Source organism: Blastococcus sp. SYSU DS0828 (genome assembly GCF_054050975.1).
This window is the reverse complement of sequence record NZ_JBJHAK010000008.1, coordinates 130224-143222: the sequence shown is the minus strand read 5'-3', so window position 1 is coordinate 143222 and position 12999 is coordinate 130224. Positions and strand designations below refer to the sequence as shown.

Sequence of the window (12999 nt, the reverse complement as noted above, 5' to 3'; positions counted from 1 at the left end):
GATCAGGGCTCGGTGAGCTCCAACGTCTCGACCATGCGGTCCAGGACCCGGACGTTGCGCGCGTAGTCGAACTGCGGCAGGCCCACCGTGTTGACCACCAGGGTGCGCGGGCCGTCCTCCCCCTCGCCGAGGTCGACGACGTAACTGGTGGTCCGCACCCCTTCGGGCCAGAGGCCCTCACCCGAGGAGACCCGCTCGACCCGCACGGCGGTCCGGCCGCCGACGGTGGTGTCGGTCCGGCTCAGCTCCTCCGCGCCCGCGGGGTTGGCGACCCGGTCGAACGGTGCCGGCTCGACCGAGGCGGTCACCGCGCCCACCCGGGCGTCGGTGCCGGGCGGCACGGTGAACGGGTCGGGCGCGAACCGCGTGCACGCGGGGACCGTGTCCCCCGGGTTCACCGCCCACGACTCCGGATACGACAGGGCGAACCCGGCGGGGCTCTCGCAGCGCTGCGACAGCGCGACCGGGGCGGCCGGCTCCTCCGCGAGGATGTCGACCACGATCCGCTGCGGCGAGTTCAGCAGTCCGACCGCGAACGGCCGTTCCCGGTCCACCCCGGCGAAGAAGGTGTAGTGGCCCTCGAAGAGGGTGTCCTCGACCAGGGTGTCCAGCACGGTCGCCCCGGCGATCGCCTGCTGGTCGGGCCCCTCCCAGGGCTGCACGCCCTCGGGGGCGTCGAACGGCAGCGCGATGTTGGTCAGCGTGATGCCGAGGACTGCGTCGCCGGGCACCTCGACCGGGGCTCCGGACCCCTGGGCACGCGGCTCGTCGGTGTAGCCGACCCGCCAGCCGGCCTCGCCCTCACCGGCCAGCTCGAACACGAGCCGGTCGAACCCCTCGTGGGCGCCGAGCCGCACGTCGGTGAGTGCGACGAGCGGCCCGTCGCCGGCAGCGATGGACTCGGCGGTGTCGCCGTCGCCGACCGGCTGCAGGGTGCCCGGTTCCTCGTCCGACGGGTGGCGGACGTCGACCACCAGGCGCAGCGGGTCCGCGAGGGTGGCCACGCCGAACGACACGCGCTCCTGCAGGCCGACCGTCCAGGCCATGTTCGCCTCGAAGTCCCCGGTCTGGACCACCTCCGTGACCACGGACCCGCCCGTCGGCTCGATGCGCTCGGGGCCCTCGTACACCTGCTCGGGGCGCTCGCCGGACAGGTCGACCGTGCTGGCCGGGCTGGTGCGCAGCTCCAGGAAGGCGTTCCCCTCGATCTCCACCGGGCGCCCCGAGGCGTCCTGCGTCACCGGTGGCTCGACGTAGGACACCCGGTAGCTGGGCACCCGGTCACCTTCGAACTCCAGGACCACCCGGTCGAAGCCGTCGTGCCCGGCGGCCCGCACATCGGCCAGGTGGGCGACCGGCCGGTCGGCATCGGGGAAACCACCACCCTGCACCGCGGCGGTACCCGGGTCGCCGACCGGTTCCACGGCCTGATCGTCGCTCAGCGCCGTCGTGGTCGGCGACGCCGTCGGCGAAGCGGTCGCGGCGGCGTCGCCGTCCGAGCTGCCGCCGTCCGAGCTGCCGCCGTCCGCGGTGCAGGCCGTGAGGAGCAGAGCCGCGCAGACTCCGGCGGGGAGGAAGCGCATCGCAGATCCTGCCTTGATCTCGGCGTCAGGTCACCTCTGTCCCCTTGCCGCCGCGCCCGGCGGTGAACCTCCGCCGTCCCGATGCAACCTGATCGTCATGTACCGCCGGGGCTCCGGTCAGGGCACCGGACCGGACTGCGGCTGACCGTAGAAGACCTGCTCGACCACGGCCCGGGCGTGCCGGGTGGTGCGGCGGTAGTCGTCGAGGAACCGGCCCGGGTCGTCGTCCGCGCCGTACCCGCACGCCCGGGCGACGCCGCCCAGCTCCAGCCCCGGCCTCGGCAGCTGGTCGCTGGGCCGCCCGCGCACCAGGAAGATCGCGTTGCGCGCCCGGGTGGCCAGCTCCCACGCCGCGGTGAGCGCCTCGGCCTGCTCCGCCGGCAGCAGCCCTTCCTCGGCGAGCGCGGTCAGCGCCCCCGGGGTGGAGGCCACCCGGAGCGCCGGCCTCGCGGCGGCGTGCTCCAGCTGGAGCAGCTGGACTGTCCACTCGACGTCGGCCAGCCCGCCGCGGCCGAGCTTGGTGTGGGTGGCGGGGTCGGCCCCCCGGGGCAGCCGCTCCCGCTCCACCCGCGCCTTGATGCGCCGGATCTCGGCGACCTGCTCGCCGGACAACCCGTCGGCGGGATACCGGACGGGGTCGACCAGCGCGACGAACTCCGCGCCCAGGGCTTCGTCGCCGGCCACCGGGACGGCGCGCAGCAGCGCCTGCACCTCCCACACCGACACCCAGCGCTGGTAGTACTCGCGGAAGGCGGGGAGGCTGCGCACCAGGGCGCCCTGCCGCCCCTCGGGCCGCAGGTCGGCGTCGACCTCGAACGCGGGGTCCGGTGCCGGCTCACCGAGCAGCCGCCGCAGGGTGTGGGCCACGGCGTTCGCCGCGGCCGAGGCCCTGGCCTCGTCCGCTCCCGGCCGGGGCCGGTGGACGAACAGCACGTCGGCGTCGGAGCCGTAGCCGAGCTCCCCACCGCCCAGGCGCCCCATGCCGATCACGGCGAGGTCCATCGGCAGGTCGGCGACGTCGACGCGCGACTCGAGGGCGTGCGTCCGCAGCGCGGCGTCGAGCCCGGCCTGCAGCGTGGCGGCGGCGACGTCGGTCAGCGCCTGCCCCACCCGGTGCACGTCGAGCCGGCCGAGGAGGTCCGCCGCCGCGATCCGCAGCAGCTCCTGCCGGCGCAGCCCGCGGATGACCCGAACGCCGGCCTGCGGGTCCGGCGCGCGGCCGGCCGCCTGCCGCCACGCCCGGGCCAGGGTCGCCGCCGAGCGCGGCTCGAGCTCGGCGTCGTCGGCGAGCAGCCGCAGCGCCTCCGGCGTCCGGGTGAGCAGCGAGGCGACGTACTGGCTGGAGCCCAGCAGCTGGGCCAGCCGCTCGGCGACCTGCCCCTCGTCGCGCAGCAGCCGCAGGTACCACTGGTTCCCGCCGAGGGCCTCGCTGACCTGCCGGTAGGCCAGCAGCCCGGCGTCGGGGTTGGGGCAGGAGGCGAACGTCTGCAGCAGCACCGGCAGCAGGTACTTCTGGATCGAGGCCGAGCGGGAGACCCCGCCGGTGAGGGCCGCCAGGTGCCGGAGCGCGCCGTCGGGGTCGGCGAAGCCGAGCGCCCGCAGCCAGTCACCGGCGGCCTTGCTGCCCAGCTGCGCGGCCTCCGACGGCACCTTGGCCACGGCCGACAGCAGCGGCCGGTAGAAGAGCTTCTCGTGCAGGCGCCGCACCTCGCGGGTGTGCAGCGCCAGCTCCGCCCGCAGCACGTCGACGGCGTCGCCGCGGTGGTCGGGCTTGTACCCCATCGAGCGGGCCAGCCAGCGCAGCTGCTGCTCGTCGGTGGGCAGCAGGTGGGTGCGCCGCAGCCGGAGCAGCTGCAGCCGGTGCTCGACGGTGCGCAGGAAGCGGTAGGAGGCGATGAGCGTCGCCGCGTCCTCCCGACCGACGTACCCACCGGCCGACAGCGCCAGGAGCGCCGGCAGGGTCCCGCCCACCCGGAGGTTCGGGTCCGAACGGCCGTGCACCAGCTGCAGCAGCTGGACGGCGAACTCGACGTCGCGCAGCCCGCCGCGGCCGAGCTTGAGCTCCCGCTCGGCCTGCGCCGGCGGGATGTTGGCCTCCACGCGGCGACGCATGGCCTGCACCTGGCCGACGAAGCCGGGCCGGTTGCCGGCCTTCCAGACCAGCGGCCACAGCTCCTCGACGTAGGCGCGGCCCAGGTGGGGGTCGCCGGCCACCGGCCGCATCTTCAGCAGCGCCTGGAACTCCCACGTGTCGGCCCACTGGCCGTAGTAGGCGGCGTGCCCGGCGACGGTGCGCACCAGCGCACCGGCCTTGCCCTCGGGACGCAGCGCGGCGTCGACCTCCCACGCGGCCTCGTGGCAGATGCGCATGAGCGACGCGGCCACCCGGGTGGCGGTGGCCAGCGCCGGGCTCTCCGGGTCGCTCGGGTCGGCGGGCTCGGCCACGAAGACGACGTCGACGTCGCTGACGTAGTTCAGCTCCCGCCCACCGGTCTTGCCCAGCGCGATGACGGCCAGCCGGCAGGCGGCGGCGTCCGCCGGCTGCTCGGCGACGGCGAGCGCCAGGCCGGCGGTGAGCACGGCGGCGGCGATGTCGGCGAGCTCGGCCGCGGCCTCCTCTGCCGGCACGCCGTCGCCGAGGTCCCGCCCGGCCAGGGAGAGGATCGCCCGGCGGTAGGCGTGCCGCAGGGCCGCGATGCGCGACGGGCCGGCGTCCGGGGCTCCCTTCCCCAGCCGCACGCCCCACGGGGGGTCGTCGGGGTCGGCGCCGACGGCGGCCAGCATCTGCTGCTCCAGTGCGTGCGGGGTGGGCCGGCTCGGCCCGTTCCCGTCGTCGAGCACCTCCCAGTCCAGCGGGTAGGCGGCCAGGTGGTCGGCCAGCCCGGCGCTCGCGCCCAGGACGGCCAGCAGACGGGCGCGGAGGGAACCCGACCCCCGCAGCCGCGCCAGCAGCGCGGCCGCTGCATCGCCCGTGTCGTCCTCGGCGTCCAGCGCCTCGATCAGCCGCTGCAGCGACCGCACGGCGAGGTCGGGGTCCCCTGCCCGGGCGAGTGCGGCCACGACCGGCCCGGCCTCCGGGTCGGCGGGCTCGTTGCGCTCGAGGTCCCACAGGCCCAGGGCGGGGTCCGACAGCAGCCGGGCGGCGCGCTCGCCGTCCTCGAAGCCGAACCGGACGAGGCGGACGATTGCGCGCCGCGGGATCTCCACCTGCGGCGCGCTCACGCGCGCACCTGTGCCCTCGCCCGGACCAGCTCGGCGAACCGCTCGGCGAACGGGCGCCACGCCTCGGCCACGTCGTCGTGGGCGGCGGCAGCCCGGGCGCACAGCGTCTCCCGGTCCAGCGGGGAGGCTGCGACGCCGACGGGGTCGCTGCCGGCCCAGGCCCGCACCATCTCCGGCGTCGTCTCGATGTGGAACTGCAGGCCGTAGACGGAGGTCCCCACCCGGTAGGCCTGGTGCGGGTAGTGCGGGTTGCCGGCCAGCAGGGTGGCGCCCCCCGGCAGTTCGGAGATCTCGTCGTGGTGCCACTGGATCACGTCCGGCGAGAGCGGCAGCGGCCCGAACACGGGGTCGGCGTCCGCGGCGTCCCGCTTGGCCACCAGCGTCGCACCGACCTCGGGCCCGTCCACCCCGACCCGGGTCCGGCCGCCGCCCACCTGGGCCAGCAGCTGGGCGCCCAGGCAGATCGCGAGGGTGGGCAGATCGTCCCGCAGCGCCTGCCCGAGCAGTCGTCGCACGCCGACGAGCTCGGGGCTGGTCTCCTCGTCGTCCATCGACGACTGGGGGCCGCCCAGCACGAGCAGCCCGTCGAAGCCCTCGAGGCCGTCCGGCAGCTGCGCGCCGAGGCCGAGCCGGCGCTCGTCGAGCTCCATGCCCGCGTCGCGCAGCCACTTCCCCAGCCGGGCCGGCGGATCGGTCTCGCTCGGGACGACGACGAGCAGGCGGCCGGTGGAGGTCACGCCGTCGAGCGTAGTGACGCCTCCCCGTGGGGCGATGGAACGGCCTCGTCGCAGGGTCCCGTGCCGAGCCTGCGAGGTACGGGGGCGACGAGGTCCTGCTAGAGGCCGGGGAGGTACCGGCGCAGCTCGAAGGGCGTGACGTTCTGCCGGTAGGAGTTGAACTCCTCCCACTTGTTGCGCAGGAAGAACTGGAAGACGTGCTCGCCGAGCGTCTCGGCGACCAGCTCGCTGCCCTGCATCGCCGTCAGCGCCTCGCCGAGGCTGACCGGCAGGTCCTCGTAGCCGGCCGCGCGGCGCTCGGTGTCGGTGAGCGACCAGACGTCGTCCTCGGCCTCCGGCGGCAGCTCGTAGCCCTTCTCGATGCCGCGCAGGCCGGCGGCCAGCAGGACGGCGAAGGTGAGGTAGGGATTGCACGCGGAGTCCGGCGAGCGCACCTCGACCCGGGCCGACTGCGCCTTGCTGGGCTTGTAGCTCGGCAGCCGGACCAGCGCCGAGCGGTTCGCCCGACCCCAGGTCGCCGCGGTGGGCGCCTCGGTACCGGCCAGCAGCCGGCGGTAGGAGTTCACCGTCTGGTTGGTGATCGCGGTGACCTCGCGGGCATGGGTCAGCAGGCCGGCGATGAACTGCTTGCCGGTGGTCGACAGCCGCATCGGGTCGGCCGGGTCGTGGAAGGCGTTGCGGTCGCCCTCGAACAGCGACAGGTGGGTGTGCATCGCCGAGCCCGCCAGCTCGGTGAACGGCTTGGGCATGAACGTGGCGTGCACGCCCTGGGCCAGCGCGACCTCCCGGACGACGTGCCGCAGCGTCATGATGTTGTCCGCCATCGACAGCGCGTCGGCGTAGCGCAGGTCGATCTCCTGCTGCCCCGGGGCGACCTCGTGGTGGCTGAACTCCACGGAAATGCCCATCGCCTCCAGGGCGAAGACCGCCTCGCGGCGGAAGTCGTGCGCCACGTTGTGCGTGGAGAGGTCGAAGTAGCCGCCGGTGTCGGCGGGCTCCGGTGCGGTGCCGTCGGTGGGCAGGTCCTTGAGCAGGAAGAACTCGATCTCGGGGTGGGTGTAGAAGGTGAACCCCATGTCGGCCGCCTTGGCCAGGGTCCGGCGCAGCACGTGCCGGGGATCGGCCCACGAGGGCGAGCCGTCGGGCAGCGTGATGTCGCAGAACATCCGCGCGGTGTCGCTGGCCCGGCCCTCGCGGGCCGGCATCACCTGGAAGGTGCCGGGATCGGGCTTGGCGAGCATGTCGGACTCGTAGACGCGGGCGAAGCCCTCGATCGCCGAGCCGTCGAAGCCGATGCCCTCGGCGAAGGCGGCCTCGATCTCGGCCGGGGCCACCGCGACGGCCTTGAGGTAGCCGGAGACATCGGTGAACCACAGCCGCACGAAACGGATGTCGCGCTCTTCGAGGGTCCGCAGGACGAACTCCTGCTGTCGGTCCATACCGGCCATGATCCAGTCCGCTCGTTTCAGGTGTGTGACGTCGGCGCAAGCCTGCCCAATCCGGGCGATCCGCACACGGTTCCCGGCCGCGACGGTGCCCGTGTCGCGCCCCCACCTGGCCGTCGGCCCTGGTGGGCGACGAGACTGGCGGCGTGAGCGATCAGCAGCCGGTGCAGATGCGGGTCTCCCTCGCCCAGGTCGACACGCGGGTCGGTGACCTCGCGGGCAACAGCGACCTGGTCCTCCGGTGGGCGGCGGAGGCCGCGGCCGCCGGCGCGCACCTCGTCGTCTTCCCGGAGATGACGCTCACCGGGTACCCGCCGGAGGACCTGGTGCTGCGCGAGTCGTTCGCCCGCGCCAGCGAGCAGGCGCTGGTGGACCTCGCGGCCCGGCTGGCCGCCGACGGGCTGGGCGAGCTCGCCGTCGTCGTGGGGTACCTGGCGCACACCGAGGGCAGCGGACCGGCCCCGGTCGACGAGCCGCCCACCGACGACGACCGGCCCAGCGACGCCAACCCCCGCCGGGGTGCTCCCCGCAACGCGGCGGCCCTGCTGCACGGTGGCGACGTCGTCGTCCGCTACTACAAGCGGCACCTGCCCAACTACGGGGTCTTCGACGAGGCGCGCTACTTCGTGCCCGGCACCGAGCTGCCGGTGGTGCGGCTGCACGGCGTGGACGTCGCGCTCACCGTCTGCGAGGACCTCTGGGTCGAGGGCGGGCCGTGCGGGGTCGCCGGCCAGGCCGGGGTCGACCTCGTCGTCTCCCCCAACGCCTCCCCGTACGAGCGGGCGAAGGACGACCTCCGGCTCCCGCTGGTGCGTCGCCGGGCGGCCGAGGCGGGGGCGGCGATCCTGTACTGCAACCAGGTGGGCGGGCAGGACGAACTGGTGTTCGACGGCGACTCGATGGCCGTCTCCCCCACCGGGGAACTGCTGGCCCGCGCCCCCCAGTTCGTCGAGCACCTGCTCACCGTCGACCTCGCGCTGGACCCGTCCGCGGTGCCCGAGCGCCGCTCGGGCCGGGTCGGGCCGATGACCGTCACCCGGCACGTGCTGAGCGAGGAGCCGGTGCCCGCCTTCGACCCGCGCCCCGCCACGGTCGCCGAACCGCTCAGCGACTGCGAGGAGGTGTGGCGGGCCCTGGTGCTGGGCCTGCGCGACTTCATCGACAAGAACGGCATGCCCTCGGTGGTGCTCGGTCTCTCCGGGGGCATCGACTCCGCCGTCTGCGCCGCCCTCGCCGTCGACGCGCTAGGCGCCGACCGGGTGCACGGGGTCGGGCTGCCGTCGAAGTGGTCCAGCGAGCACTCGCTCGCCGACGCCGAGGACCTCGCGCGCCGCACCGGCCTGCACTACTCCGTCGTGCCGATCGCGCCGATGGTCGACGCCTACGAGTCCTCGGTGGAGCTCTCCGGGGTCGCCGCCGAGAACCTGCAGGCCCGGGTCCGCGGCACGCTCCTGATGGGGCTGTCCAACCAGCACGGCCACCTCCTGCTGACGACGGGCAACAAGAGCGAGATCGCCGTCGGCTACTCCACCCTCTACGGCGACTCGGCCGGCGGCTTCGCCCCGATCAAGGACGTGCCCAAGACCCTGGTCTGGGAGCTGGCCCGCTGGCGCAACGCCGAGGCCCGCCGCCGTGGCGAGACCGAGCCGATCCCGCAGAACTCGATCGACAAGCCGCCGTCGGCCGAGCTGGCGCCGGGTCAGGTGGACAGTGACTCGCTGCCCTCCTACGACGAGCTCGACGCGGTGATCGCCGACTACGTCGACCGCGACCTCGGCATGGCCCAGCTGCTCGAGCGGGGGCACGACCCAGAAGTGGTGGCGCGCGTCCTCCGGTTGGTGGACGCCGCGGAGTTCAAGCGCCGCCAGTCGGCGCCGGGCACCAAGATCAGTCTCAAGGCGTTCGGGCGCGACCGGCGCCTGCCCATCACCAGCCGCTGGCGGGAGACCCTCCCCACCGTGCGGGAAGGAGCACAGGCGTGAGCGAGTCGGTCCTCTACGGCGGCCAGTCGACGGCGCGGGTGCGCATCCACCACCTGCAGCAGGCCAAGGCACGCGGCGAGAAGTGGGCGATGCTCACCGCCTACGACACCTACAGCGCGGCCATCTTCGAGGAGGCCGGCATCCCGGTCATGCTCGTCGGCGACTCCTCGGGCAACGTCGTGCTCGGGCACACCAGCACCGTGCCGGTGACCGTCGAGGACATCCTGCTGATGACCAAGGCGGTCACCCGCTCCACCAAGCGGGCGCTGATCGTCGCCGACCTGCCGTTCGGGTCCTACGAGTCGGGCCCGCAGCAGGCGTTCGACACCGCCGTCCGCATGATGAAGGAGGGCGGCGCCCAGGCGGTGAAGCTGGAGGGCGGGGTGCGGGTGGCGCCGCAGATCCGGCTGCTGACCGAGGCCGGGATCCCGGTCATGGCGCACGTCGGCTTCACGCCGCAGAGCGAGCACGCCCTCGGCGGCTACCGGGTGCAGGGCCGGGGGGCCGGGGCCGAGCAGCTGCTGGCCGATGCGCACGCGGTGCAGGAGGCCGGTGCGTTCGCCGTCGTCCTGGAGATGGTGCCGGCGGCCGTCGCCGCCCAGGTGACCAAGGAGCTCGCCATCCCCACGATCGGCATCGGCGCCGGCGTCGAGTGCGACGCGCAGGTGCTGGTGTGGCCGGACATGGCCGGGCTCAACGGCGGCCGGGTGCCGAAGTTCGTGAAGAAGTACGCCGACCTGCGGGGCGAGCTGCTGCGGGCCGCGCAGGAGTTCGCCGACGACGTCCGCGGCGGGGCGTTCCCCGGCCCCGAGCACTCCTTCGAGTAGCCACTCAGCTCGCTCTGGGGGTCGAGCTCCCGCTGTCGGCGCCCTGCAACGCCCCCAGTGCGTGCGCACGACCCCCGGAGCCGGCCGCGCGCGGCGCAGCACGTCACCGGTCCGCTCAGGTGGTCAGCTGCCGGGCCAGCACCTGCGGCGCCTCCGCCAGCGAGGGGCCGTACCAGGTGAGGTGCCGGCCGCTGACGAACACCGGCCGAGCCTGCGGCCACGCCTCGGGGCCGTCGTCGGGGGTGAACGCGTAGGGCTCGTCGGGGAACACCACGAGCTCCGCGGGCACCGTCGCCGGCTCGTCCCGGCCGAGCTTCGGGTACCGGTCGGCGTGCCCGGCGAACACGTTGCGGACGCCGAGCCGGGCCAGCACGTCACCGGCGAAGGTGTCCCGACCCAGCACCATCCACGGGCGGCGCCAGATCGGGACGACCGCCGGCACGTCCGGCAGCCGCGCCGGTGCCTCCCAGGCCGCGCGGGCGTCGGCCAGCCAGCCCGGGTCGGGGCGGCCCAGCACGCCGCAGAGCCGGGCGAGCGAGTCCAGCGCCTGGTCGACGGTGGCCGGCGCGGTCACCCACACGGGTACACCGGCGGCCCGGAGCGCGGCGACGTCGGAGTCCCGGTTCTCCTCGGCGTTGGCGACCACCAGGTCGGGGCGGAGCTCCAGCACCCGGCCTACGTCGGGCCACTTGGTGCCGCCGACCCGCGGGACGTCGAGCCCGGCCGGATGGGTGCACCAGTCGGTCGCCCCGGCCAGCAGCCCGGTGTCGGTGGCCGCGATCGCCTCGGTCAGCGACGGCACCAGCGAGACGACCCGCCGCGGCGGCGGCCCCGCGTAGGGCCGCCGCTGGTCGTCGCGGATTCCAGCGCCGGTCACGGCTCAACTCCCCTGGCCCCGCCCAGAGGCTCACCCTGAGCCTGCGAAGGGTGAGGAGGACGGGGTCCTTTCAGACGTCGGTGATCCGGACGCCCGCGTGCACCTTGTAGCGCCGGTTGACCGAGACGAGGTTGATCGTCAGCGCCTCCACCTGGCGGGCGTTGCGCAGCCGGCCGGCGTAGATCCCCCGCATCCCCGGCAGCCGGCCGGCCAGCGCCTGGACGGTGTCCATCGAGGCGCGGTCGTCGCCGACCACCATGACGTCGCCGTCGATCGTGGGCTTCGAGAGGTCCTCGAGCAGCTTGGCCGACAGGTGGTGGAAGGCGCCGACCACGTGCGAGTCCGGCAGCAGCGCGGCCGCCTGCTGCGCGGCGCTGCCCTCCTCGACGTCGAGCACGTAGGCACCGAGCTCGTCGAAGCCCATGGGCACGACGCAGTCGACGACGATCTTGCCGGCCAGCGGGGTGGCGAGCTCGGCCAGAGTCGCGGCGTGTCCGGCGAAGGGGACGGCGACGATGACCAGGTCCGCCGCGCCCGCGACGTCCACGTTGGAGCCCCCGGTGACCGACACCTCGACCCCGCCGGCCACCGTCGCGGCACGCTCGGCCACCTCGGCGGCCACCTCGGCGGCGCGCTCGGCGTCGCGGGAGCCCAGCAGGATGCGCTGGCCCTGGGCGGCCAGCCGGACGGCCAGCCCACGCCCCTGCGGGCCCGTGCCGCCCAGCACTCCCACGACCAGTTCCTCGACCGCGCGACCGTCCGTCACGTCCACCCCTTCCACGGCGCCGGACGACCCGGCGGCTGGGACCGATCATGCCTGGCCCCCGGGACGGGGGTCAGCGCTCCTCCCACTCGCGGTCCTCCGCGTCGAGCCGCTCGTTCCGCTCGGCGACGGCCGCGAGCGCCTGCTCGGCCTCCTCCCGGGTCTCGTACGGCCCGAGCCGGTGGCGTTCGGCGCACCCGTCGCGGTCCTCGACCCGGTGGTGCTTGAGACAGAAGAACCAGGGCCCCCCGGCCATGCGCGACCTCCTCCACTCGTCGGACGACCTCAGCCTTCCACCCGGCGCGCGGGTCCGCTCGGACGACGACCGCCCGGGCTCGCACCCCAGGGTGACCGGCGGCGCACAGGGGGTGCCGGAACGCCGGTTGGTGCGGCATCCTGCATCCGTGATCGGCCCGGACCTGCGCACTTCCGCCCCCGTCTGCTCCGGGCCGGCCGCCCCCGGTGGGCACGAGCACCGCGTCGCCGCCGTCACCGTCGCCGTGCTGCTGGCCATGGGCGGTGTGATGGGCTCGGTCAACCTCCTGGTGGACGGCGTGCTCCGCGAAGGGGTGGCGCGGTGGGCCTACGCGGGCACCATGCTGCTGCTGCTCGCCCTCGCCGCGGCACTCGCCGCGCGCCGCCGGATCGGCCCCGGGTACACGCTCGTCCTGGTGCTGCTCGGAGATCTGATCTACCTCGTCGTGGTCCTCTGCATCCAGGACCCCCTGCGCTACGCCACCCCGCTGATGCTCCTGTTCCCCGCGCTGGCGGCCGCCTGGTTCCTGGAGCTCCGGGCGCTGGCGGTCCACATGGCGGTGACGACCGGCGTCTGCCTCGCCGCGCTGTGGCCCAGCTACGACAGCGCCGTGGCCCTCGGCGTCCAGGTCGGGGTCAGCGCCGTCACGCTGAACGTCGCGGCGACGGCGGTCTACCTGCTGCGCCGGCGGGTGCAGCGCCTGCTGGTGGAGACCGCGACCCTCACCCACCTGGATCCGCTCACCGGGCTGCACAACCGCCGGTACCTCGTCGAGCAGGCCGAGCGCCTCTGGGGACAGGCCCGGCGGGACGGGACCCGGATTTGCGCCATGGTGCTGGACCTCGACCACTTCAAGCGGCTCAACGACGAGTTCGGGCACGCCGTCGGCGACTCCGTCCTCAGCTCCGTGGCCGCCGCGCTGTCAGCCGCCGTCCGGCCCGCGGACGTGCTCGCCCGCACCGGCGGCGAGGAGCTCGTCGTCGTGGGCTCGGTGGGCGACCCTGCGGAGGCCCGCCGGCTGGCCGAGCGGCTGCGGGCTGCCGTCGCCCGCGGACAGGGCGCCGGCGGGCACGTGGTCACCGCGTCGATCGGCCTGGCCGTCACCCGGCCGGGCGAGGGGGATGACGCCGTCGCGGCGTTGTGGCGGCTGGTCGACGAGGCCGACGCCGCCATGTACCGGGCCAAGCGTGAGGGGCGGGACCGGGTGGCCACCGCGGTGGTCCCGCGCGCCCGCAGCCCCCGGGCGGAGCAGGCCAGCTCCTAGCCCGGCCGCCGGCGGGGGCCGGACGGTGCTCTCGACCGGTGCG

At 74.8% G+C, this 12999-nt stretch carries 10 protein-coding genes; 3 read left to right on the top strand and 7 right to left on the bottom strand.

Translation table 11 applies throughout. The annotated features are described in order from the left end of the window. Nucleotides 1-2: 2 nt before the first annotated feature. From ACI79Q_RS09075 to ACI79Q_RS09060, 4 genes are all read right to left on the bottom strand, one after another. Nucleotides 3-1583 carry an AMIN-like domain-containing (lipo)protein gene (locus ACI79Q_RS09075; protein WP_456614569.1) on the bottom strand — a complete coding sequence of 527 codons (1581 nt, stop codon included), beginning with the start codon at nucleotides 1581-1583 and terminating at the stop codon, nucleotides 3-5. Nucleotides 1584-1700: 117 nt separating this feature from the next. Continuing rightward, nucleotides 1701-4805 carry a bifunctional [glutamine synthetase] adenylyltransferase/[glutamine synthetase]-adenylyl-L-tyrosine phosphorylase gene (locus ACI79Q_RS09070; RefSeq protein ID WP_456599197.1) on the bottom strand — a complete coding sequence of 1035 codons (3105 nt, stop codon included), beginning with the start codon at nucleotides 4803-4805 and terminating at the stop codon, nucleotides 1701-1703. Next, on the bottom strand, nucleotides 4802-5542 hold the full coding sequence (locus ACI79Q_RS09065; RefSeq protein WP_456614568.1) for a type 1 glutamine amidotransferase: 741 nt from the start codon (nucleotides 5540-5542) through the stop codon (nucleotides 4802-4804). The genes ACI79Q_RS09070 and ACI79Q_RS09065 overlap by 4 nt, the downstream gene beginning before the upstream one ends. Before the next feature lie 98 nt (nucleotides 5543-5640). Continuing rightward, nucleotides 5641-6981, bottom strand: coding sequence for a glutamine synthetase family protein (locus ACI79Q_RS09060; protein WP_456589037.1), 1341 nt, complete (start codon nucleotides 6979-6981; stop codon nucleotides 5641-5643). Between the two features lie 152 nt (nucleotides 6982-7133). Here ACI79Q_RS09060 and ACI79Q_RS09055 point away from each other — a divergent pair, with 152 nt between their 5' ends. Continuing rightward, complete coding sequence (locus tag ACI79Q_RS09055; RefSeq protein WP_456589036.1) at nucleotides 7134-8969, top strand: NAD+ synthase; 1836 nt, start codon at nucleotides 7134-7136, stop codon at nucleotides 8967-8969. Continuing rightward, the gene (gene panB, locus ACI79Q_RS09050; RefSeq protein ID WP_456613604.1) at nucleotides 8966-9796 is read left to right on the top strand and encodes a 3-methyl-2-oxobutanoate hydroxymethyltransferase; all 831 of its coding nucleotides are present in this window, start codon (nucleotides 8966-8968) and stop codon (nucleotides 9794-9796) included. Before ACI79Q_RS09055 ends, panB begins: the two co-directional genes overlap by 4 nt. Nucleotides 9797-9911: 115 nt before the next feature. Here the strand turns inward: panB and ACI79Q_RS09045 are convergent, their stop codons facing one another. The 3 genes from ACI79Q_RS09045 to ACI79Q_RS09035 form a co-directional block, all read right to left on the bottom strand. Then, nucleotides 9912-10673 carry a helical backbone metal receptor gene (locus tag ACI79Q_RS09045; RefSeq protein ID WP_456589034.1) on the bottom strand — a complete coding sequence of 254 codons (762 nt, stop codon included), beginning with the start codon at nucleotides 10671-10673 and terminating at the stop codon, nucleotides 9912-9914. Between the two features lie 70 nt (nucleotides 10674-10743). Beyond that, nucleotides 10744-11439, bottom strand: coding sequence for an NADPH-dependent F420 reductase (gene npdG, locus ACI79Q_RS09040; protein WP_456589033.1), 696 nt, complete (start codon nucleotides 11437-11439; stop codon nucleotides 10744-10746). 70 nt (nucleotides 11440-11509) lie between these two features. After that, complete coding sequence (locus ACI79Q_RS09035; protein WP_456589032.1) at nucleotides 11510-11692, bottom strand: hypothetical protein; 183 nt, start codon at nucleotides 11690-11692, stop codon at nucleotides 11510-11512. A 148-nt stretch (nucleotides 11693-11840) separates the two neighbouring features. Here ACI79Q_RS09035 and ACI79Q_RS09030 point away from each other — a divergent pair, with 148 nt between their 5' ends. After that, complete coding sequence (locus tag ACI79Q_RS09030; RefSeq protein ID WP_456589031.1) at nucleotides 11841-12956, top strand: diguanylate cyclase; 1116 nt, start codon at nucleotides 11841-11843, stop codon at nucleotides 12954-12956. Nucleotides 12957-12999: the final 43 nt, after the last annotated feature.

Excerpts from the sequence above, each read along its gene's own strand:
- ACI79Q_RS09075 (WP_456614569.1), bottom strand. The coding sequence starts at position 1,583 with ATGCGCTTCCTCCCCGCCGGAGTCTGCGCGGCTCTGCTCCTCACGGCC.
- ACI79Q_RS09060 (WP_456589037.1), bottom strand. The coding sequence starts at position 6,981 with ATGGACCGACAGCAGGAGTTCGTCCTGCGGACCCTCGAAGAGCGCGAC.
- ACI79Q_RS09035 (WP_456589032.1), bottom strand. The coding sequence starts at position 11,692 with ATGGCCGGGGGGCCCTGGTTCTTCTGTCTCAAGCACCACCGGGTCGAG.